The 20,988-nt window shown below is 68.9% G+C and carries 18 protein-coding genes and 1 tRNA gene; 12 read left to right on the forward strand and 7 right to left on the reverse strand.

Translation table 11 applies throughout. The features are described from left to right. Positions 1-143 precede the first annotated feature (143 nt). The 3 genes from ACFQS2_RS06060 to ACFQS2_RS06070 form a co-directional block, all read right to left on the reverse strand. On the reverse strand, positions 144-410 hold the full coding sequence (locus tag ACFQS2_RS06060; RefSeq protein WP_377793052.1) for a hypothetical protein: 267 nt from the start codon (positions 408-410) through the stop codon (positions 144-146). Positions 411-565: 155 nt separating this feature from the next. Continuing rightward, positions 566-1,579: an alpha/beta hydrolase family protein gene (locus tag ACFQS2_RS06065; RefSeq protein WP_377793053.1), complete on the reverse strand. Its 1,014-nt coding sequence runs from the start codon at positions 1,577-1,579 to the stop codon at positions 566-568. Beyond that, on the reverse strand, positions 1,534-2,586 hold the full coding sequence (locus ACFQS2_RS06070; RefSeq protein WP_377793054.1) for a hypothetical protein: 1,053 nt from the start codon (positions 2,584-2,586) through the stop codon (positions 1,534-1,536). Before ACFQS2_RS06070 ends, ACFQS2_RS06065 begins: the two co-directional genes overlap by 46 nt. Before the next feature lie 411 nt (positions 2,587-2,997). Between ACFQS2_RS06070 and ACFQS2_RS06075 the strand changes: the two genes are divergently transcribed. Together ACFQS2_RS06075 and ACFQS2_RS06080 are read left to right on the forward strand one after the other, a co-directional pair. Continuing rightward, the gene (locus tag ACFQS2_RS06075; RefSeq protein ID WP_377793055.1) at positions 2,998-3,429 is read left to right on the forward strand and encodes a hypothetical protein; all 432 of its coding nucleotides are present in this window, start codon (positions 2,998-3,000) and stop codon (positions 3,427-3,429) included. 309 nt (positions 3,430-3,738) lie between these two features. Further along, positions 3,739-4,917, forward strand: a complete 1,179-nt coding sequence (locus ACFQS2_RS06080; RefSeq protein WP_377793056.1) for a hypothetical protein — start codon at positions 3,739-3,741, stop codon at positions 4,915-4,917. A gap of 503 nt (positions 4,918-5,420) precedes the next feature. Here the strand turns inward: ACFQS2_RS06080 and ACFQS2_RS06085 are convergent. Both ACFQS2_RS06085 and ACFQS2_RS06090 read right to left on the reverse strand, forming a co-directional pair. Next, on the reverse strand, positions 5,421-6,098 hold the full coding sequence (locus ACFQS2_RS06085; RefSeq protein ID WP_377793057.1) for a YdcF family protein: 678 nt from the start codon (positions 6,096-6,098) through the stop codon (positions 5,421-5,423). A gap of 4 nt (positions 6,099-6,102) precedes the next feature. After that, the gene (locus ACFQS2_RS06090) at positions 6,103-6,870 is read right to left on the reverse strand and encodes a GntR family transcriptional regulator (RefSeq protein WP_377793058.1); all 768 of its coding nucleotides are present in this window, start codon (positions 6,868-6,870) and stop codon (positions 6,103-6,105) included. A gap of 149 nt (positions 6,871-7,019) precedes the next feature. Here ACFQS2_RS06090 and ACFQS2_RS06095 point away from each other — a divergent pair, with 149 nt between their 5' ends. From ACFQS2_RS06095 to ACFQS2_RS06120, 6 genes are read left to right on the forward strand one after another with little or no spacing between them, the layout of a single operon-like run. Further along, positions 7,020-7,394, forward strand: coding sequence for a hypothetical protein (locus tag ACFQS2_RS06095; protein WP_377793059.1), 375 nt, complete (start codon positions 7,020-7,022; stop codon positions 7,392-7,394). Continuing rightward, positions 7,394-8,953 carry a hypothetical protein gene (locus ACFQS2_RS06100; RefSeq protein ID WP_377793060.1) on the forward strand — a complete coding sequence of 520 codons (1,560 nt, stop codon included), beginning with the start codon at positions 7,394-7,396 and terminating at the stop codon, positions 8,951-8,953. Before ACFQS2_RS06095 ends, ACFQS2_RS06100 begins: the two co-directional genes overlap by 1 nt. Then, positions 8,953-9,222 (forward strand): WhiB family transcriptional regulator, encoded by a 270-nt coding sequence (locus ACFQS2_RS06105; protein WP_377793061.1) that lies wholly within the window; start codon positions 8,953-8,955, stop codon positions 9,220-9,222. The genes ACFQS2_RS06100 and ACFQS2_RS06105 overlap by 1 nt, the downstream gene beginning before the upstream one ends. 31 nt (positions 9,223-9,253) lie before the next feature. Next, complete coding sequence (locus ACFQS2_RS06110) at positions 9,254-10,705, forward strand: replication initiator (RefSeq protein WP_377793127.1); 1,452 nt, start codon at positions 9,254-9,256, stop codon at positions 10,703-10,705. A 3-nt stretch (positions 10,706-10,708) separates the two neighbouring features. After that, positions 10,709-11,026 (forward strand): helix-turn-helix transcriptional regulator, encoded by a 318-nt coding sequence (locus ACFQS2_RS06115; RefSeq protein WP_377793062.1) that lies wholly within the window; start codon positions 10,709-10,711, stop codon positions 11,024-11,026. Then, on the forward strand, positions 11,023-12,090 hold the full coding sequence (locus ACFQS2_RS06120) for a tyrosine-type recombinase/integrase (protein ID WP_377793063.1): 1,068 nt from the start codon (positions 11,023-11,025) through the stop codon (positions 12,088-12,090). The genes ACFQS2_RS06115 and ACFQS2_RS06120 overlap by 4 nt, the downstream gene beginning before the upstream one ends. 25 nt (positions 12,091-12,115) lie before the next feature. Here ACFQS2_RS06120 and ACFQS2_RS06125 read toward each other — a convergent pair. Beyond that, a tRNA-Arg gene (locus ACFQS2_RS06125) sits at positions 12,116-12,188 on the reverse strand. Positions 12,189-12,295: 107 nt separating this feature from the next. Between ACFQS2_RS06125 and ACFQS2_RS06130 the strand changes: the two genes are divergently transcribed. Next, a complete protein-coding gene (locus ACFQS2_RS06130; protein WP_377793064.1) occupies positions 12,296-13,819 on the forward strand; it encodes a nitrilase-related carbon-nitrogen hydrolase in 1,524 nt (507 codons plus the stop codon). Positions 13,820-13,884: 65 nt separating this feature from the next. After that, a complete protein-coding gene (locus ACFQS2_RS06135; protein WP_377793065.1) occupies positions 13,885-14,538 on the forward strand; it encodes a copper resistance protein CopC in 654 nt (217 codons plus the stop codon). Positions 14,539-14,690: 152 nt separating this feature from the next. On the opposite strand, the gene ACFQS2_RS06140 is transcribed toward ACFQS2_RS06135, so the two are convergent. Then, positions 14,691-14,891: an antitoxin gene (locus ACFQS2_RS06140; protein ID WP_377018172.1), complete on the reverse strand. Its 201-nt coding sequence runs from the start codon at positions 14,889-14,891 to the stop codon at positions 14,691-14,693. Positions 14,892-15,055: 164 nt separating this feature from the next. Between ACFQS2_RS06140 and ACFQS2_RS06145 the strand changes: the two genes are divergently transcribed. Both ACFQS2_RS06145 and ACFQS2_RS06150 read left to right on the forward strand, forming a co-directional pair. Further along, positions 15,056-15,907, forward strand: coding sequence for a DeoR/GlpR family DNA-binding transcription regulator (locus tag ACFQS2_RS06145; protein ID WP_377793066.1), 852 nt, complete (start codon positions 15,056-15,058; stop codon positions 15,905-15,907). A 124-nt stretch (positions 15,908-16,031) separates the two neighbouring features. After that, positions 16,032-20,963: a hypothetical protein gene (locus ACFQS2_RS06150; protein WP_377793068.1), complete on the forward strand. Its 4,932-nt coding sequence runs from the start codon at positions 16,032-16,034 to the stop codon at positions 20,961-20,963. The last annotated feature ends 25 nt before the right edge of the window (positions 20,964-20,988 follow it).

The following is a 20,988-nucleotide window of genomic DNA, read 5'->3' on the forward strand; positions in this document are numbered from 1 at the left end:
TGGGATTTTGGTGGACGGAGGCGGCCTGGGGAGGAACGGTCCGCGGAGCCGCCCCGAGGCGCGGTCCCGGGGCGGTGAGCCCTGGCGCGCTCGGTCCTGGTTCGCTCGGTCCTGCTTCGCTCAACCCGCGTGCGGCCGCGCGGTCAGAGCTCGTCGTCCCCGGCGTGCCCGTCGTCGCGGCGGCGGGCACGGTCCTGCGCGGCGTCCTCGATCTCTTCCTGGCTCTTCGAGCCGCGGCGGTCCCGGAACCCGAGGGCGACCCCGAGTGCGGCGCCGAAGATGAATCCGATTCCCGCACCGAGGAAAAGATTGTTGAAGATGGACAGGCCCACGCCGATCCCCACCGTGAACCCGATGATCATCCCGAAGGGCAGCCAGGTCGCGTCGAAACGTCGTCTGCTGTCAGCCATCATCCCTCCTCCGGTCAGTGCTGGATCCGTGGTTGCGGGTGCTCGGGGCGCGGCCTCGGGGACCAGCGATCCTCTGGGGTCCCCCAGCCTATCCCGTCGGCGGCAGATCACCGAGGTCAGGGCTCTGCAGGGACGTGTGGATCACGACCGGTCGGTCACCAGGGCAGGGCGTCGGGGATCCGGTCGGCGCCGAGCACATGCTGGTCGCAGAAGGCCAGCACCGTCCGGTTCCAGGCGAGGGCGTTCGAGGGCGTCTGCACCCAGTGGTTCTCGCTGGTCAGCTGCAGGAACCGGTGCGGCATGGTCTCGGGCGGGCCGTCCCAGGTCGAGACCAGGTCCCACCACAGTCGCAGCGCTTCACTGATCGGTACCCGGTAGTCGCGGTTGCCGTGGGTGATGAGCATCGGGGTGGTGATCGCACCGATGCTGCGGTGCGGGGAGAAGGCGCGGTACCACTGGGGGTCCTCGTCCTCATGGCGGTGCACGCGCATCTTCGAGGCGGCCGCATCGGTGGTGCGGTGCTGCTGCTCCAGCGCCCACAGCCCGGCGTGGGTGACGACCGCGTCGAAGCGGTCCGTGTGCCCGGCGATCCAGTTCGCCATGAACCCGCCGAAGGAGGCGCCCAGCATCGCGGTGCGCGAGCCGTCCAGCTCCGGACGCGCGAGCTCCTGGTCGAACAGCGCCTCGCACTCGCGGTAGACGACGTCCGGACGGCGCGGCCAGCCCCGGTTCAGACCCGTGTCGCCGTACCCGGTCGACATCGCCGGATCGGGCATCAGGACCGCGTAGCCGCGCTCGACGGCCAGCCACGGGCACCACCGCCAGCTCCATGCGTTGTAGGAGGCGTGGGGGCCGCCGTGGATCCACAGCATGAACGGCGCGGGGGAGCCGGCCGACGCGGACTCGGGCATGCACAGCCATCCACCGACGGCAACACCGCCGACATCGGCCTCGACCCACTCCACGGTTCCCGGCAGCCGGCCCACGGCCCCCGGGGCCGGCAGCTCACGCACAGCCGCGTCCACCGCGATCCGCACCGGCCGCGCCGGCGTGGCGATATCGCTGCGCAGCGCGATGACAGAACCATCGGGCGCCGGAGCGAGCGACGAGAACACACCGCCGGTCACGAGCTCGCGCACCGCACCGGTCGCAGCATCGACGCTGAGCATTGCGCCCGAGGAGTGCAGGTCCCGGTGACCAGCAGGGTGCCCTCCGGGGTCCATGAGAACTCGCTGACCGTCAGGTCGCCGGTGTCGACGACGGTCGGATCCCCGCCGCCGAGCGGATGGATCTCGAGGCGGCTGTAGCTGGTGTCCGTCGGGCCGGAGAGCGTTGAGCGGATCAGCGCCAGGCGGGTGCCATCGGGTGAGAAGCGCGGGTCGTGGTACTCGGCGGCGTCGCCGGCCGCGAGCAGCGTGGTGCGCTCGCTGGTCGCGGTGTCGATCAGCACGAGCGACGAGCGGGTCTCCCCGCCCCGGACGCGCTCGGTCCAGGACGTCGCGACCGTCGACCCGTCAGGGGAGAGATCCGCCGAGGCGGCGTGCAGGGGGAGAGTGCCGGCATCGAGGGTGAGGTCGGTGAGGTCACCCTCGGGGGAGACGAGCACGAGGTGGCGCTCGGAGTCGCCGAGTTCGTGGTCCCACCGCCGGATGGGCATGCCGGTGTGCCAGATGGTGGTCTGCTCGGCGTCCTGGCGGCTCGCCCGACGATCGGCGTCGTCCTCGAGGGTGGCGCCGGGAAGAACACCGGTGGCGGCCAGCAGCGTCCCGTCGTCGGCGATCGCCAGCAGCTCCAGGCCACCCGGGGTGGACGCGACCAGTCGTGCTTCGCCGATGCGCGGCAAGCGCCAGATCGCCGCGGAATCCTCGTCGTCCTCGCCGAGGGGGTCGGGGCGGGCCGACGTGAACAGCAACGAGCCGTCGGAGGCGAATCTCGGGCCGCGTTCGCCCTTCTCCGAGAAGGTCAGGCGCCGTGCCGGGTGCTCACCGTCCGGATCCAGTTCCCACAGGGAGGAGACGAGCTTCGCGCCGGGCTCGTCGGCCTCCTGGATCGCGGCGACCACGCGTCCGTCCGGGCCGGCGGCGACCGAGGCCAGGCGTGGGATGCGGAGGAAGCCGTCGATGTCGGAGAAGTCGGAGAACGGCTCGGGGGCATCGGCGCTGGTGACGGGAGGCACATCGCCACGCTACCGGAGGCTGCGGAAGAGGTCCGACGGTGGAGCTGTTTCGTCGTGCTCGCCGGAGACTGCGTCGTGCCTCCGGCGCGATTCGAACGCGCGACACCCGCTTTAGGAGTCCTGGAGACAATGCCACCATAGCCGTTGCAGGCGGTGCACAGGGTGCCCGAGGGGAGCAGATGGCTCCCGATTGCATGGTCGGGGGTCACCAGGGGGTCACGGCCAGACGTGCTCAGCTGCGCATCGAAGGCAAGGACGCGAAGCGTCCGCGGCAGGAGTCATTGATGGACGAACGGGTCGTCATCTGCCTCGACTCCAGCAGTCCGCGTGTCCTGGCTCAGGAGCGTGCACCACCGGTGAGCTTGTCTTGACTCCCCATCACCAGCTTGAAGGCCAACCGAGGAGAAGCCAATGATTTCAGATAGCCGAGACACAGAGGCTGCAGAAAACGCGCGCCTGGCAGTGTACGCGGACCGGTTCGAGAGGGACGAGATCGAGATTGATCCGGCGTCCGTGAGCTACATCAAGGAGGCGCGTGGCGAGGTGTACGACGCTCTGTGGCAGTTATTCATGGAGGACCGCCAGGAGACAGAGCTCGAAGGCGTCGCTGTTCGAGAGGACGTGGTCGTGGCGTACGTAACGGAGGCGGGTCAGTACCTTGGAGTGATCATGACTCTGCCGGGTGTCGTGACGGCGAAGGACTACGACGAGTTGGATGAGTACGTCCGCGATCTCGCAGCAGAAGAGTACGGCATCGGTTCCGAGCAGGTTCAGGTGACCGTGCGTTTTGTGCCGCCGGAGTCCATTGAAGCGACGTTGATCCGGGTGATGCTCCTGCTGTGAGCGAGGTCGAAGAGCGGGGGCCGGTTTCTTCCTGATGGAGGGAGCCGGCCTTCGCTATGCGGGTGCGCAGTGACGGAGCACCGCGGCCCGCAGCGGAGCGAGGACACGCGGGCGGACGGCGCTGCGCACCCGCGCGGCGGCGGAGCCGCCGCCTTGAGTCAGTAAGGAAAGTCCTCACGCGGACACGCACGTGGGCCTAGGCTCCCCCGCACGAGGTGCAACACCGCAGGATTTGAACACTCGACTGTGGCCGTGAGGTGAACGTGGACACGGGCCTTGGCTGTGGGCACGTGCGCATAGGATGTCGCCATGACGGAGCGAACGGAGCGGGACGAGTCCAGGGGGGAGCGCGAGTACAAGCGTGTTCGCCTCACTGGTGCGCGTTTCGAGGGCGGCAGGCTCCCTGTGGACTCTCTCGTTGAGCTTCAAAATTACCAGGAAATCGTTCGTCTCGCGGCTGAAGCCAGGTGGCAGCAAGAACACCCGGACGAATCTGTACCTGAAGAGGTTAGCAACTCTGCGCGCCTCACTATTGATCAGATTGACGATGGCAGCGCCGACGTCTTTCTAATGTTTGAGCAGCAGGTAATTTATTCTGAGTACCAGAGTGAAGCGCAGGATGTCGCGGATCGGTATATCGAGGCAGCCTATTCAGAGTCAGGCAATGTCGATCTCGAAAAATCCTTCGGAAAGTCCGATAGGAGTATTCGCGAAGCAGTTTCTCGCTTCGGAGAAACGCTAACGGACGAACAGAGTATCGAGTACTACCCGAGTCGCCCTGATTCTCTTCCGTCTAGTATCACTAACGAGACGCGATCGCGAGCCCTCGAGTATCTGTTCCGCGCCGAAGACTTCTTGGAGACTCCGCCGAGCGCCGAAGAAAGCGGTTTGCTCAAATCCCACCGAAGTCTCGTTGGTCGCATCACGGCGCTCAATGCGGACAAAAAGACGTACCAGTTTGTCGTGCAAGACGGGGATGAGATTCGGGGGCGATATCCGGCGACTCCGGAGTTGCTGGAGGATCTCCGCGAAGTAGTTAATTCCAGTGAAGAAGGTCCATTAACCAGGATCACGGGTGAACTGCAGTACAAGGATGGGGCTCCCTGGCGATTCTGGCAAACTGATTTGGTTGAGAAGGTCGAGTTCGACAATTCAGTTTGGGGTAACCGACTTCGGGGGTTCGCTGCACTAGGGCCCGAATGGGATGGTGGGAATGCTTTACAGGTTACCTCTGTGGCGCTCGACGCTGCAAGTAAACTGATTGAAAAGATGAGGCATGCGGATATCGAGATGCCGAGCGTTTTCCCAACCGAAGAGGGCGGAGTCCTATTTGAGTGGGGTGACAGGGCTGGGGTGCGAAATATCGAAGTTCTTGAGGATGGTACATTCGAGATGTTCGCTATTGAACGAGGGCAGCGCGCCGGTGAGCACTCGGAATCGGACGATCTGACGGATGCGCTGCGCTTTGCGGGGGTGAGCGTTTCGTGAGCATGCCGGATGTCGAGCTATTTGACGACGAACAGTTGATGAGCGATCCTCACGAGGTTGCATTTCGGCAGATTACTCGTCACCTAATGGATGACGATGGAAAGCCGTCGTCCCACGCTTTTGGACCTGCATCCGTCGACAATGGAATGCCGTCTTACTCGCGGTCGACGCGTGTAACGGCCCAGGAGTCTCGTGACTGGCACACTGCGATTGCGCGTAGCCCTTCGTGCGGGGTCTGGGGCGTTACCGTCAGTGAGGTAATCTCCTCTGGGAGATATCTCGTTGACGATAGCCAATGCAGTCTGGGTGACGGGGAGGTTCGAGCTCCTGGTCATTGCTTTGTTGATTTCAGATCACTCTCGCGTAGAGAAGTGAAGGAAGTTCGTGCAACGTTATTTATGTACGCAGTTGACCGCGGCGAGATTCCCACGGAGGACAGCAGTAAAGAGGCTACTCTGTTCTGACCGTGATTCAGGTCTGCACTGTTTCCACGGCGCGGCGTGCTAGCCGCGTTGACGTACTTGGAGTCGACCTGCACTCGAAAGTCGGCTAGTATATCCGTTGGAGGCGAGGCGGGTAAAAGCTTGCGTGACACCCTCGGGGATGTTTTGAGGTATCGCGAAGCCCTTCTCGGCATAGGTCCAGATTCGCTCAGTGTCCCCCACTAGCATGTTTAGGACCTTGTCTGCGTCTCCTATGTCACTAATGTAGGAGTCCAAAGATTGCGGCCTGGAGGAGCACACTAGGTCGAGTTCGGGCCAGTAGTTTCGCGCTGTTGCGAACGCCCGCCGCTGTTGATATGGGCGGCTTACAACCGTTGCGATCTGTACGTCGAGGCCCTTGGATTCGATGAGATGTTTCGTCAGTGTAAAATTCTCGCCGGTGTTCCTGGCTTTTGTCTCTTGTAAGATCGCCTCGGCTGGGACGCCGAGCTCGATGGCGCGTTCGGTGAAGTGAACGGCCTCGCCGCGCGGGAAGAAGTCCACCGTGGTTGGAGCGTTCGCACCCGTGAAGACGATCAGCGGGAAGAGCCCTTGGTGGTAGAGGTCGGCGGTGTGCTCAGCAACGCCGATGTCGTGGCTGCCGAGCCCGATGGCGATATCAGTCGGGCGCGGCTCGTGGCCGAGCTGGTGGTAGTCCCACAGCGTCTGGGCATCGGCCATGATCTGTTCGCTAGTCACGCCATCAGTTTGGCATCTCGAAGGTGTACTGCCAGGAGAACTGAGAAGCTCTGTGGACGCCGACTGCGAACTCGACGGGGTGCCCCTGCGCTGTGCGGACGGTGCGCTCAAGGATCATGACCGGCTCACCGGCAGGGATCTCTAGCTGCGAAGTCTCGTCGGGTGTAGGCATGCGGGAGCTGATCGTCTCCGTGACTTCATGCGGTTCGAGGCCCTGGAGCGTGAGTACGGCGAAGCCGCCGCCGCGTCCAGCTGGCCCGGGCGCCGGATCGACGAGCGGAGTGCCCTCCACATCGGTTTGTCGGTAGTAGCTGGTGAGGGTGTGAGTCGGTTGTCCTGCCAACTTGACCAGCCGGCTGCGAACGTAGGCGCGTTCCCCAGCGTCGAGCTCCAGCTCTGCGACAACTCGTGCGGGAGGGTCGACGAGTTCCACGGTCTGAGTCTGATCTGACGGCGACCAGGGGAGGTTACTGGCCTCGCGGTCGGCCGCGAACGCGACTGTGTCGCCGAACTTCCACTTGCTCTTGGAGTACCGCTCGGTACCGAGGCGCCTCATCGCGGGTCGCTCACGAACGACGGTTCCCCGCCGACGTACAGGGGTCACCAAGCCCTCGGCCTCCAGGAGTGCCACCGCCGCTCGAACGGTCTTCACGTTGACGCCGTACTGCTCGGCAAGGTCTGCCTGACGAGGCAACGTGTCGCCCGGTGCAGGCGCGCCCTGTTCGATCTGCGCCCTTAGCTCAGCTGCTAGCTCCTTGTAGCCGTATGCCATGGCACCTCCTCTCGTGAACGTCTAAGAGTACCCCTAGGGCCTGAAAACGGCCTGCGAGCGTGTTAGAGGTAGCTCTATGGCTTGTCTGGTGCTACGGTTGCAATAGAACCACCTCAAAGAGTGGTGGTCGGTACAAGGAGATGAGTCAGGTGGCAACCTTCGCCGTGGACAGCAGCAAGCAGCAGATGATCGGCACTGGCGTGGTCGAGCCGGTGATGGAGTGGGTTGAGGTCGATGGCAAGCGCCGACCCGGCGACAATCAGGCGCGACATGCGGACACCGGGATGCCGCTGTGGGCGGTCGAGTGCGTGTACCGCTCCGAGGAGTGGGGGCGTGCCTCGACCGTCTCCGAGAAGGTGAGCGTCGGCGCGATGAACCAGCCGACCGTGCAGCCGTTCCGCCCGGTCACCTTTGAAGGCCTCACGGTGTCGGTCCGGGTGGACCGCCGGACGAACACGGTGTCCTGCTCGTGGTCGGCCGAGGCCATCGCCGGGACTGATGAGGCGAAGAAGAGCGCCGCCTGATGGCGTCCAAGAAGGACGACGACTGGCTGGGTGTCCTCCTCGGCGCCATCCTCGGCGGGCTGTTCATCGCCACGGCATGGATATTGCGACGGCTCTGGGTCACGCTGGGCTGGCTCGCGTTGTTCGGTTTCGCTCTGTCGAAGGACGTCGAGGCCCTGAACTCGGTGCCTCTTCGATTCGTCGGTGTCGCGGTGCTCCTGGTGATCCTAATGGTGCTGTCGCGGCGGTTCCGGTGGCTTCGCAAGGCACTGCCAGTGGTGGCCGAAGTCGAGCGTGTACGAGAACAGAAGCGACGCAGGGTCGGCAACAAACTGCTGCGGGACTTTGGGTTCATCGACAGCAACGACCCAACCGCGTACCGGACGGCGTTCTCGCGTGGGGTGTGGACGATCGACGCACCGCTCGCCACGCTGACCGATCCGCTCTCGGTGGAAAACGCGGTGCGTGATCGGCTCGCGGTCATCGACGGTGCCCAGGACGTCCAGATCGAGCAGACGGACGTCGGCGGGCACTACCGGATTACATCCCTGAGCGACGCACGCAGGGATCCCAGGGCGGAGATGACCCCCCTGGAGCAGCCGTTGTCGTGGGACGGGGACTGGGACGCCGTGCCGTACGGGTTGCGCGCCGATGGAAGTCTGGCGACGCATCGAGTGCGGGAGTGCAGCGGCACCGTGGTTGGCGGACTCCCGGGCGGCGGCAAGACGGGCGGTTTGACCGCGCTGTTGAGCGTCCTCGTCCCGTGCGCCGCCGTGCAGTTCCTCGTCTGGGACGGCAAGGGTGGTCACGACTGGGGTTGGCTGGCCCCGCGCGCCTCGCTGTTCAATCGGGACGATGAGGACCGGGAGCGGATCGCCCTAGAGCTGGAGGCTGTCGTGGGGGTGATGCGAGACCGGTTGGACCGGATGGTCGACCTGCGGGGCGGTCCCTCGATCTGGGACACGGGCGGACCTTCGATTGACATGCCGCTGCTGGTGCTGGTTATCGATGAGTGTCAGGCGATCCTCGACAAGGAGCTGATCCCGAGGGACGACAAGGAGGCGCTCCGCTATCGGCAGCGGACGGAGGCGGCGATCTCGGTTCTGGTCCGCAAGGGTCGGTCGGTGGGTGTGTGGGTGATCCCGACGACGCAGAAGCCGACCAGCGACTCGCTCCCGACCACCATCGGGTCCAACGCCGCCAGTGCCATCGCCTTCCGTGTGAAGACCCATGAAGCAGAGCGGGCGATCATGGGCACCGCCCCGGGGCCGAGCGATCCGACGGCCACGGGTTTGCCTGCCGTGCCGGGATACGCGGTCGTCTCGTCCGAGAGCGGTGACCGTGAGGTGGTCCGGTTCGGGTACCTGCCGGTGGATGCCGCCGCGCGGACTGCACACGAGTCCTCGAACTTACGGCGAGCAGTCATCGGCCCCATCATCAGGCCGACGGTACCCACCGAGGGGCCGTCACCCGAGGGCGAGTCGAAAAACGACGCCACTGCGGGAGAGGCGCGGGACGAACAGACGCCTCGCCCCCGACACAAGCGAGCCCCTCGGAAGTCCCGCACGGAGGCGGCGTGATGGCGTCGGCATCGCGGGCGTGGGTGGTCGAGGCTGCTTGCGCCCGCCCGGCGGCCAGCGCGCTTCCCTGGACCGCCGAGTACGCGCTCGGGACAGAGCGTCGGGAAATGACCGGGATATGCGCCTCCTGCCCGGTTCGGCCGGACTGTCTCGCCGAGGCGCTCCGGGACCGTCCCACGGCGGGGTTCTGGGCAGGCAGGGACTACACCGTCCCCGAGGCTGCGGAGCAGTACGTGCAGAACCCGGGGGTGGTGACTCATGGGGCGTGAGGATCTGGTCGCCGGATACGTCTCCGCGCGGATGCCAGGAGCCGGAGTCCTGCCGGACCTCGACCTCACGGCTCTGACCGATGCGGCTCAGGAAGCGGCGGAATCGCGAATCCGTGCGGGGTCGTGGTCGGCGTGGAGCGATGCTGCACAGAGAGTGCAGTGGTGCTCGCACCCGGTGCGTCTACGAGGCTCGTCGGTCACGGTAGACACGGTGACCGGTGCGCTTGACACTTTCTCGTCCTCGCAAGTTGGCGGCGTGGTGCGCGTCCCCTGCGGGAACCGGCGCGCGGACAGATGCTCCGCCTGCTCCCGGGTTTACGCGCGCGACACTTTCGAGCTGATCCGCACCGGGCTGCTGGGAGGGAAGCAGGTACCGGAGTCGGTGGCCGACAATCCGCTGGTGTTCGCAACGCTCACCGCGCCCTCGTTCGGGCACGTCCACGGGGTGCGCAACGGCGGTCGGTGCCGTCCTCGGCAGGATGCGGAGACCTGCCCTCACGGTCGGCTGCTCAGCTGCCACAAGGTCCATGACGATGCCGATGACCAGGTGGGGTCGCCGCTCTGCTGGGAGTGCTACGACTGGACGTCGGCAGTGGTTTGGCAGTGGCACGCACCGGAGCTGTGGCGACGCACGACCATCGCCCTGCGTCGTGCGCTGGCCGGGTACCTCGGGGTGACAAGTACCGGCCTGCGGAAGATCGCCACGGTGCAGTACGCGAAGGTGGCGGAGTTCCAGGCGCGCGGGCTCGTGCACTTCCATGCGCTCATCCGGCTGGATGGCCCCGATGGGCCCGGCTCCCCGGCTCCGCTCGGTGGTCTGACGCTGGCGAGGCTGGTAAAGCAGGCCGTACGAGGTGTGCAGGTAGAGGCATCTCCGGTCGATGGTGCGGACGTGCCGCGCGTGCTGCGCTTCGGTGTGCAGTTCGATGCGCGGACCGTGCGCACTGGACGGCCGGGGGGATTCCTTGACGACGTGCGCTCCAGCGATGAACTGCACGCCGGGCAGGTGGCCGGATACTTGGCGAAGTACGCGACGAAATCGACCAGCGAGAGCGGTGTTCCACGCCCGCACCACCGGCGGATGGAACACGAGTGCATCGACCTCTCCCAGCGCGCGATGACGTGCGACCCGGACTCCTCGTACTTCTTGCTGGGGAAGTGGGCACGGATGCTCGGATTCCGGGGTCACTTCTCCACGAAATCTCGTGCGTACTCGGTGACCCTCGGCCGACTCCGAGCAGCCAGGCGTCGGTTCGCGCGACTGAAGGCGGAGTCGGAGCGCGCGGGAGAACCGCTCGACCTGGCGGACCTCGAAGCACGACTGTTGGCCGACGACGACACGACGCTGGTGGTCTCCTCCTCCTGGGAGTTCGTGGGAAGCGGTTGGGGGAGTCAGGGCGACAAGGAACTCGCCGACGCTGCGGCCGCACGTGCCCGGGAGTACGCCCAGTTTGTCGCAACCAGGGTCAACGAGGATCGGTGAAAGGTGGAGAACAACATGGCGACGCAAAAGAAGGACGATGCGGAGCGTCGGGAACGGGCGCTGATCGGGAAAGCGATGTTCGGTGACGTGACCGATGCCGACATTGAGCATCTGAGAAGAGCGCAGGGTGGACGGCGGGGAGCGGTGATGAACGAGTACATGACGAGCGCTGAGGTCGCCCGGTTGCTGCGGGTGGACAAGTCGACTGTGTGCCGGTGGAGGCAGTCGGGGATGGGTCCGCGGGTCACGTGGCTGTCGCCCTCCCTGCCTCGCTATGCCCGGGCGGACGTCGAGGAGTGGCTGCGCGGGGTGGCGGCGTGAGCGTCGACAAGCTGCCCTCGGGCCGCTTCCGCGTGAGAGTGAAGCGTGGCCGCCTGGTCGTCTCCACCAAGACGTTCGATCGGAAGAAGGACGCTCTCGCATGGGAGGCCGCCGAACGGGTGCACCTGGCAGGCGGCTTCGACCCCCGGCTCGGGAAGTCGACCACGGTCGCGGTGGCAGTGACGGAGTTTCTGGCCGAGAGGGAGGGCAGAGTCGCGGGCTCGACGGTGGCGACGGATCGACGGTTCCTGAACGCCCTACCGGTGAGTATCGGGCGCTCTCCGGTCGGGGAACTGACTCATGCGGAGATCGAGCGGTACGTGCATCGGCTGCGGGTATCGGCCGGGACGAAGAAGCGCGCGATCACCTCGCTATCGGCGTTCTTCGGTTGGGCGGTGCAGCGCGGGTATCGCATGGACAACCCTGCTCAGGGTATCCGTGTAGCAGGAGAAGCGTCTGTGCACTCGGCGACCATGGCGACGTGGGATGACGTAGAGCAGATGGCTGCGGCTATCAAGGATCCGGGGTACCGGCTCTACATACGCGTGATGGCCTACACGGGCCTGCGACCGGGAGAGATGCGCGCTCTACGAGTTGGTGACGTTTCGGGTGGTCGGCTGCGCGTGCTGAGGTCACACCCGGAAGGCCATCGCGAGAAGGACGTGAAGAACCACCAGGCGCGGTTCGTCCCGGTAGCAGTTGCGGTCCGTGCGGACCTCGAACAGCACATCGCGCATCGGTCGCCGCGGGAGCGAGTGTTCACCGCGCCGGGAGGGGGACTAATCGCGTCCCGGAACCTGCGGCGCGATGTGCACTGGGCGAGGATCGCGCCGGATCTGCGGTTGTACGATCTGCGCCACGTCGCCGTCTCCGAGTGGGTTCGTGCCGGGGTGCCGCTGGCGACCGTCCGGACCTGGGCACGGCACTCGTCCCTCGACCTCACGTCCCGATACACCCACGTAGCCGGGAGCGAAGATGCGGCGGCGCTGGAGCTGGTCAACGGACGTGCGGGTGTCACGCGGGGGTCACACGAGGTCGGCGGATCGCTGGAGGAGGCGAATTGAAGCGCGTTGATGCTGGTCAGACTTGTGCCTCCGGCGCGATTCGAACGCGCGACACCCGCTTTAGGAGAGCGGTGCTCTATCCCCTGAGCTACGGAGGCGGACCGGCCCCGTGGACCGGTGCCCGCATGTGTCGTTGTGTGGCGCGCTGGTCATCGCCATGACACATGGGCCCGGCCATCGTAGCGCCCCGTGGCAGGATCGACCCATGTCGAGGCACCGTCACGAGATCACCGCCACCGTCACCAGTGTGGTGCTGGCCGGGGGCAGCTCCTCCCGTCTGGGCGGCGAGGACAAGACCCGTCTGCGCATCGCCGGCGCCCCCGTGCTGGAGCGGGTGCTGCGCGCCGCGCCCACCGGACGGCGCGTCGTCGTCGGGCCGGCGACCGATGACGGTGCCGACCTCGCGGGCCGCCACGGGGCCCACTTCGTCCGCGAGGATCCTCCGGGGTCCGGCCCGCTGGCCGCGCTCGCCCGTGGTGTCGGCGAGCTCACGCGGGCGGACGACGGGGAGTCCGGGGTCGACCACATCGGCACCGCCGGCGTGCAGACGGTGCTGGTGCTCGGCGGGGACATGCCGTTGCTGCGCCCCGAGACCCTCTCCGCCCTGTGTGCCGACAGCGCGGCCACCGGGCGCGTGGCGGCGCTCGCCGACGGCGACGACCGCACCCAGTACCTGTGCGCCGCCTGGCCCCTGGCCAGGCTGCTCGACGCCCTGGCCGCGGTGGAGAACCCGGAGGGCGGCTGGGCGGACGGCAGCCTGCGCAGCCTCTACGCGCAGCTGGGGGAGGGTGAGCTGACGACCCGCGCCGCCATCGGAGCGGAGGCGACCGACGTGGACACCCCCGAGTCCCTCGCCGAGGCGCATCGCGCCGCCGGCCCGCGCATCGCTCTGGCGCAGATCACCGTCAGTGAGGAGTTCGAGACGACGGCACTCAGGGTCCGCCGCGCGGTCGCCGACGCCGCAGCCGCCGGGGCCCACTTGGTGCTGCTGCCCGAGGCGACCCTGACCCCGTTCGGCACGGACCTGCGTCGCGCCGCGGAGGCCCATCACGACGCCTTCGAGTCCCTCCTCCAGGAGCTGGCCGACCAGCACGCCCTCGTCATCGCGGCGGGGTCCTTCACCACCGCCGACGCCGACCGTGTGCACAACACGGTCATCGTCCGCGGCCCCGCTCCGGGCAGCCACGCCACCGCCGCCGCGACCGACGACGCGGGCGGCGCGGCCGACGACCCGATCCATCTCGAGTACCGCAAGATCCACCTCTTCGATGCCTACGGCCACCGTGAGTCCGACACCGTCGCTCCCGGCCACGAACTCGTGACGATCGACCTCCATGGCACCCGCCTGGGCCTTGCCACCTGCTATGACGTGCGCTTCGCCGAGCAGTTCACGGCCCTGGCCCGTCGCGGCGCCGAGGCGATTCTGCTTCCGCTGGCGTGGGCCGACGGGCCCGGCAAGAGCGAACAGCTGCGGCTGCTGCTGCAGGCCCGTGCGCTGGACTCGACCAGCGTCGTCCTCGCCGCCGACCAGGCACCGCCGGCGGACTACGCAGGCCGTGCGGCCCGTGGAATCGGCCAGAGCGCCGTCATCGGCCCCCTCGGTCAGATCCGGCAGGAGCTCGGGCGTGAGGAGGGCATGCTCGTGGTCGATCTCGACCTGGCGGAGATCGCCGCCGCCCGCGCCGCCCTGCCCGTTCTGGAACACGCTGCGGACCTCCCGCCTGCGTGAGCGCGCCCGGCACGTGTGATCGAGGGCATGCTCGGGCTCTCAGAGCTCAGGCGTAGCCTGCTCCCGTGATTTCTCGAGCATCCCGCGACCTGCACACCGTCCCCGCCGCGCTGATCGGGCTGGCCGCCGCCGTGATAGTGGCTCTCACGCTGCTGCCCGCGCCGGCGCACGCCCACGACACGCTGATCTCCACGGATCCGGCCGACGGGGACACGCTCGAGACCTCGCCCGATGACATCACGCTGACCTTCTCCGCCGACGTGCTCGAGGTGAGCCCCGTCGTCCGCATCAGCGACGAGTCCGGCGAGACCCTGAGCGAGATCACGCCGAGCGTCGAGGGGCCGACCGCGACGGCGGAGCTCGAGGAGCCGCTGCCGGCCGGCACGTACACGGTCGAGTGGCGGGTCGTCTCCTCGGACGGCCACCCGATCGAGGGCACCTTCGACATCACCGTCGAGCAGGACACCGACGCCGGCGCGGCCGCCGATCCCGCGGCCAGCGACGGTGGCGGCCAGTCGAGCGACGGGGGAGAAGCCGCGTCCAGCGACGCCGGAGGAGCCGCGCAGAGCGATGCCGGCGGGGCCGAGTCCAGCGCAGCATCCCAGGAGGAGCCCGCCGGTCAGAACGGGTCGATGATGCCGTGGCTGCTCGGGATCGTCGGTGTCGCCGTCGTCGGCGTGGCCATCGCGGCGTTCTTCACCCTGCGCAAGCGGTCCTGAGGGGGCGTGCGCCGGACGGGAGCGGGGGAGGAGCCGCCCGTCTCCGAGTGATACCCCCCGCGAACGTCTCGATCCCGCGCACGGGCCCCCGCGCATGAAAGAGCCCCCGGTGCCGCAGCACCGGGGGCTCTTCGATCACGACGGGACGGTGATCAGTTCCCGCCCTGGTTCTCGTCGCCGCCGAGGCCCAGCTGATCGCGGGCGGCGTCGGCCCCGCTGTCGACCTGCTCGTCGAACTGATCCGGAGTGCGCTCCTTGATCTGCTCGGCCGCCGCGTCGATACCCTGCTCGGCCTGCTCGGAGTTCTCGCCGGCGAAGTCCTTCGCCTTGTTCAGCGCGTCATCGAAACCCATGATGGTCACCCTTTCGTTCGCGGAACCGCCCCACATCCGGGGCGACGCGGTCAACCTACGTCGCTGTGAAGCGTGACTCAAACGTGACCTTCAAACTGGCCGCGAACTGACCGGTTCTGCCCGAATAACCCCCTCACCGGGACGAGGTGAGCAACAATGGATGCGTGAATCTGCGCAGCTCGCCGGCGGACGGACCCACCACCCCCTCGAAGCGTCCCCCGCTGCCCAAGGACCGGTCCGCCCGCTGGGACCACGTGCTGAATCTGCTCGCCTCCAGCAAGCGGCTGAGCGTCTCGGAGGTCGCCGCCGAGCTCGGGATCAGCGAATCCACGGTGCGCCGCGACTTCATGGAGATGGAGCGCGCTCAGCTCGTGCGTCGCACCCACGGCGGGATCGTGGCGATCGACGTCGCCTACTCTCTCGCCACCGTCCCCCGGGCCACGGACGAGAACTCGGCGCAGCGCGAGGCGGTGGCCGACTTCGCCGCGTCCCTGGTCGAACCGGGGCAGATCATCGGCTTCAACGGCGGGCGCACCACCACGGCGACCTCCCGCCGCGCCGTCGCCCGTCCCGACATCGACTCCCGCGACGGCAGCCCGGGCCTGACGGTCGTCTGTGCGGCGCTGAACATCGCCACCGAGGCGGTGCTGCGGCCCTCCGTGCGCACCGTCGTCCTCGGCGGGGTCGCCGAGCCCTACTCCTTCGAGCTGACGGGCCCGCTGGCCACGGCGACCATGCGGGACCTGTGGCTGGACACGATGTTCGTCGGCACCGTCGGGCTCGACATCGATGCCGGCCTGACCTGCAACTCCGACTCGGAGGCCGGCGTCACCCGGATCATGATCGGCCACTCCCGGCGGGTCGTGGGGCTTGCGACGGCCGACAAGATCGGCCACCGCGCCCTCGCCGGCATCTGCCCGGTCTCGGTGCTGACCGACCTGATCATCGCCGGGCCGGTCCCGGACGAGCTGCGAGCCCATCTCGCCGAGGCTTCGGTGCGGCTGCACGAGGTGTGAACCGGCCAGGGCCCGGCCGGACCCGCCGGCCGACGCCGGGGTGCGGGCCGATGTGAGCAGGACCAGCGATGCGCCCGGCACGCCTGCGCGAGCGGAGGCCCCTGTCCCGGTAGCGTGAGCAACCATGTGGAGACTCCTGCGCGGCAAGAACCGCCCGGACGGCACGGCACAGGACGCGGATCCCCGCGACGACGCCCTGTCGGCCCTGGCTCGCGAGCATCGGGCCGCCGCGAAGCCCGCCCGCAGCGGCGACGACCGGCCGGAGACCGCCGCCTCCCGCCGTTCCCAGCGCACCGCATCGGCGAGCACCCAGGACAGGCCCGAGAGCACCGGCGGCGTGGACATCGTCGTGGATCGGCACCTCGACGAGGTCGGGGCCGGGATCGCGCCCGAGCAGGACGAGGACGACCTGCCCGCACCGCCGCGCGAGCACCGCCCGCTCAGCCGTGACGACCTGGTCGCCGACGCCCTGGACCGTTGGGCCCAGCAGATCACCGGCGGCGTCACCGCGCCCTCGTTCCTGACCCAGATCCGGGCCGGCGCGACCGTCCTGGACCTCAGCCACTCCCACCCCTCGGGCCTGGCACAGCTGCTCGCCGGTCGCGGCCCGACCCGACTGTCCTCCCTGGTCCGCGAGGTCGGCGCCCTGGCCGACGCCCGTGCGCACGCCCGCACCATCCGCGAGGTGGCCGAGCGCCACGCGGAAGAGGTGGGCCTGACCACGTGCCATCTCGGCATCGGAGAGGCCACCTGGATCCCGGAGGACGGCTCCGAGCCGATCCACGCTCCCGTCCTGGTGCGCCCCATCACCCTGCGCCTGCGCGGCAACGCCCGCGAGGACGTCGACCTCGAGGTGGACACCACCGCCGACCTGAACCCGGTGCTGCTGCGCTCCCTGCGCGAGGCGGGCGTCGCCGTCGACGCCCGCGCGCTGCTGGCGACCACCGACAGCACGCACGGCTTCGACCCCAATCCGGTGCTGGACGCCTTCCGCTCCCTCGGCCAGCCGCTGCCCGGCTTCCGCGTCACCCACGCTCTCGTGGTCGGCAATCTCATGGACGCCGCCGGGTCGGTCGCCGAGGACCTCGCCATCGATCGCTGCGACTGGTCCTCCTCCCCGCTGATCGCCGCGCTCGCCGGTGACGCCGAGGCCCAGGCCGTGGTGCGCCCCGATCCGGGCGAGCGTGACGGCGCCGAAGCAGCCCGCGCCGGCCGCGCAGACACCTCAGGCACCGCAGAAACCCCAGGCACCGCAGACACCGCGGATCACGCCGTTCCCGAGGTCCCCGAGGACGAACTGGTCGCGGCGGTGGACCCCGATCACCGCAAGGTGCTCGCGCGGGTGCTCGCCGGCCAGGACCTCGCTGTGGCGACTCCACCGGGAACCGGCAGCCTCGACCTCGTCGTCGACCTCGCCGAGGAGCTCAACGCCCGCGGCCGCAGCGTGCTGGTGGTCTCCCAGCGCCGCCGCAATCTGGCCCAGCTGGTCCAGCTCGCGCGCGGGCGGGGGCTGGAGGAGCTCGTCTTCGATCTCTCGCCGGACCCGTCGCTGCAGCGCAACGCCTCCGCTGCGCTGCTGCGCAGCCTGCGACGCGCCGGCTCCTACGGTCTGGGCGCCGGTGACACCGCCCCGGCGGAACTGGGCGAGACGCGCGAGACCCTGGTCGGCCACGTGGAGGCGATGCATCGCATCCAGCACCCGTGGGGAGCCTCCGCCCACGACGCGATCTCCGCGCTCGCTGCCCTGACCCGGCTGCGTCCGGCGCCCCGCACGCAGGTGCGCCTGCGCGCCGATGTCGCGGCCCAGATGGTCGGCGCCGACCGTGATCGCTTCGCGGCTGCTCTGCGCGAGGCCGCAGAGGTCGGGATCCTCTCCAGCGGGCCGGAGGAGTCCGCCTGGTACGGCGCGCCCATCAGCTCGGACACGCAGGCGGCCCGCGCCGAGGAGCTCGTCTCTGTGCTGCGCGAGGAGATCCTGCCGCAGCTGCGCAAGGCGTGCGACGTGACCGGCGGGAAGCTCGGCCTCGCCGAGCCCACCAGCCTCCGGCAGCTGACCCAGCGGCTGAGCCTGCTGGACCGTGTGCAGGCACTGCTGTCGACCTTCCAGGCCGCGGTGTTCGTCTCCCCGCTGGCCGATCTCGAAGCTGCGACGGCCGACAAGGCCTGGCGCATCGAGCACGGCGTGACCATGGGGTGGGGCACGCGGCGCCGACTGCGCAAGGAGGCCGCCTCCCTGCAGCGCCCCTCCTCCCTGTCCCCGGACCTCCACCGCGACCTCACCGAGGCCCGCCGCGTCGCCGAGGACTGGCGGCGGGTCACGGCTGAGCGCGAGGCCGACGGCGGATCGAGCGCTGCCGCCTCTGCCTCGTCGGCCCCGCAGTCGCCGTCGGACGCCGACTCCTCTTCGGATGCCGTCTCGCCCGCCGGCTCCGGTTCGCCCACCGGCTCGGCCTCGTCCGCGGGCCCCAGGCGGTCCCGGTCGGCCCCCGGCTCCAAGCCGTCCCTCCCGCCGGATCTCGCCGCCGTGCACCGCACCGCGGACCGCGCCCAGAAGGTGCTCGACGAGCTGGCGGTGCTGCTGGATGGCACCGAGGCCGGCAGCGACCTCGCCCGCACCGACCTCGACGAGCTCGAGCGCCGCTTCGAGGCGCTGCACCGCGACCGTGCAGATCTCGAGAATCTGCCGCGCCGCACCGAGCTGCTGCGGCGCCTGTCCTTCGACGGGCTCGGCGAGCTGGTCGAGGATCTCCGCATGCGGCGCGTGCCGATCGACCAGGTCGAGGCGGAGCTGGAGCTGTGCTGGTGGCGCACCGTGCTGGAGCTGATCGCCGGGGCGGAGCCCACCATCTCCCAGTACGACGGCACCTCGCTCTCGCAGGTCGCCGAACGCTTCCGGCGCCTGGACGCCGAATACCTCGCCAGCGCCTCCGCACGGGTCCACGCCGCGGCCGACGAGGCCCGCGTGGAGACCATGAAGACCTACCCGGACACCTCCCGCGCGGCGATCGCGGAGCTGGCCCGCTCCTCGACCGTCTCGATCCGCGACCTGGCCGCGAAATACGAGGACATCCTCTTCGCCGCCCGGCCCACCTGGCTGGCCTCCCCGTACCTGGTCCCGCAGGTGATCCCGCGTGGCCGCCACTTCGACGTGGTGATCGTGGCCGACGGAGGCCGCCTGCCCACTGCCGCCGCCCTGCCCTCGATCGTGCGCGCCGAACAGACCGTCGTCGTCGGCGATCCGCTCGAGTACGGCGGCGACGGCGCTCCCAGCCTGCTGGACGACATGCTGCGCATCGCCCCGCACGTCGAGCTGCTGCGCGACAAGCACCCGGCCACCGACGGGCTGCGCACCTTCGCCCAGCGCCGAGCCCTGGTGGGCGAGGTGGTCGCGGTGCCCAGCCCCATCGCCCCCGAGCAGGACCGCCTGGTGCGGGTGGAGAACGGCCGCGGCGCGGTCACCGAGGGCATGGAGTACGTCGAGAGCACCGAGGCCGAGCTGCGCCGTGTGACCGACCTCGTCATCGAGCACGCCCGCACCCGTTCCGAGCGCTCCCTCGCGGTGCTCACGTTCACCGAGGACCATGCCCGGCGCCTGATGGACCGCATCATGAACACGGTCTCGGTGATCCCCGCGCTGCGCGACTACTTCGACCCCGGCGCCCGCGAGGTGTTCACGGTGCTGCCCGCCGCCCAGGCGACCTCGATCCTGCGCGACGACATCATCGTCTCGGTCGGGTTCGGCAAGACGCCGCACGGCCGGCTCCTGCACCGCTTCGGTCCCCTGTCCGAGCCCGACGGCCGCAAGGCCCTGGCCACGGTCATCACCCGCGCCCGCGGCCGCACCACCGTCGTCTCCTCGATCGACGTCCAGGATCTCGACCACACCCGCCTGCGCAGCGAAGGCGCCCGCGACTTGCGGGCGATGCTGTGGGTGCTGCGCGGCGGGCCCGACGTCCCCGTGCTGCCCCACGTCGCGGCGCTGACCGGGCGCGAGGAGCTCAGCGCCCCGCCGGAGACCGAGGCACCGCGCCGATCGCCGGCCGCCCCGGGCGAGGACGCCGAGGACACCGCCGCCGCACGTGGCGCCTCGCCGGCATCGGCCACTCAGACATCCGGCAGCAGCCCCGAATCGGAACTGTCGGACGAGGACCTCGACGCGGCCATCGAGGCGGCCCTGGCCCGGAAATCCGCTGATTCCGCGGGTGGCGGCGACACGGAGCAGCAGCCGAGCGCAGCCGATGCCGCGGAGGCGGGAGCTCCCTCACCGAGCGATCCTGAGCCGGTCGGCGAACAGAGCGTCGAGGATGACCGGGCCGACAACACGGCGACCACCGCGGCGGTGACGGACCCTGATGCATCAGGAGACGCAGCGCGCGGCCCCGATGCCGAGGCGACCGGCCAGGCCGATCAGGCCGCGCAGACCGACGAGGCTGCGGAGCCCGCCGCCCCGCGCGAGCTGGAGACCGACGCACTCGTGCGCGACCTCGCCGACCGTCTGTGGCGACTGGGACTGCTGGTCGAGAGCAACTTCGGCCTGACCTCGGACCGCATCGAGCTCGCCCTGGGGCACCCCGAGATGCCCGGCCGCCTCCTGCTCGCGGTGGACACCGACGGCGCCCGCTACGTGGCCACCTCCAGCCAGCGCGAGCGCGACCGTCTGCGCGCCGAACGCCTCGAGGCCGCCGGCTGGGCGACCGAGCGGGTGTGGTCATGGGCGCTGTTCATCGATCCCGACGGGGAGGCCGAACGCATCCGGCGCGCGGTGGACCGAGCCCTGCGACTGGTCCAGGCCGAGGAGCGCTCCGATTCGCCCAGCGGCGTCGGCACCATCCGCCATCGCCTGCCGCGCCCGCAGATCCCCGCCGGGCATCCGCTGTCCTTCTACTCCAGCGAGGATTTCGACGCCGTGGTGGAGTACATCTGCTCCGACGGCCGAGCCCGCCTCGAGGAGCACCTGGCCACCGAGGTGCGCAGCTTCCTCGGCTTCGAGCACCGGTCCGTGCTGCTGGATGTGTCGGTCTCCAGCGCGATCCGCCGCTACCAGGAACGGCAATGACCCACCGGGAGCGGCGATGAGCCAG

This window comes from Brachybacterium sp. GCM10030267, assembly GCF_042666875.1.
In the GTDB taxonomy this organism is placed as follows: domain Bacteria; phylum Actinomycetota; class Actinomycetes; order Actinomycetales; family Dermabacteraceae; genus Brachybacterium.

Coding starts and splice junctions, on each gene's coding strand:
- ACFQS2_RS06140 (WP_377018172.1), bottom strand. CDS start 14,891: ATGGGTTTCGATGACGCGCTGAACAAGGCGAAGGACTTCGCCGGCGAG.
- ACFQS2_RS06090 (WP_377793058.1), bottom strand. CDS start 6,870: ATGGCATACGGCTACAAGGAGCTAGCAGCTGAGCTAAGGGCGCAGATC.
- ACFQS2_RS06110 (WP_377793127.1), top strand. CDS start 9,254: ATGCCAGGAGCCGGAGTCCTGCCGGACCTCGACCTCACGGCTCTGACC.
- ACFQS2_RS06150 (WP_377793068.1), top strand. CDS start 16,032: ATGTGGAGACTCCTGCGCGGCAAGAACCGCCCGGACGGCACGGCACAG.
- ACFQS2_RS06065 (WP_377793053.1), bottom strand. CDS start 1,579: ATGCTCAGCGTCGATGCTGCGACCGGTGCGGTGCGCGAGCTCGTGACC.
- ACFQS2_RS06130 (WP_377793064.1), top strand. CDS start 12,296: ATGTCGAGGCACCGTCACGAGATCACCGCCACCGTCACCAGTGTGGTG.
- ACFQS2_RS06100 (WP_377793060.1), top strand. CDS start 7,394: ATGGCGTCCAAGAAGGACGACGACTGGCTGGGTGTCCTCCTCGGCGCC.
- ACFQS2_RS06060 (WP_377793052.1), bottom strand. CDS start 410: ATGGCTGACAGCAGACGACGTTTCGACGCGACCTGGCTGCCCTTCGGG.
- ACFQS2_RS06075 (WP_377793055.1), top strand. CDS start 2,998: ATGATTTCAGATAGCCGAGACACAGAGGCTGCAGAAAACGCGCGCCTG.
- ACFQS2_RS06105 (WP_377793061.1), top strand. CDS start 8,953: ATGGCGTCGGCATCGCGGGCGTGGGTGGTCGAGGCTGCTTGCGCCCGC.
- ACFQS2_RS06080 (WP_377793056.1), top strand. CDS start 3,739: ATGACGGAGCGAACGGAGCGGGACGAGTCCAGGGGGGAGCGCGAGTAC.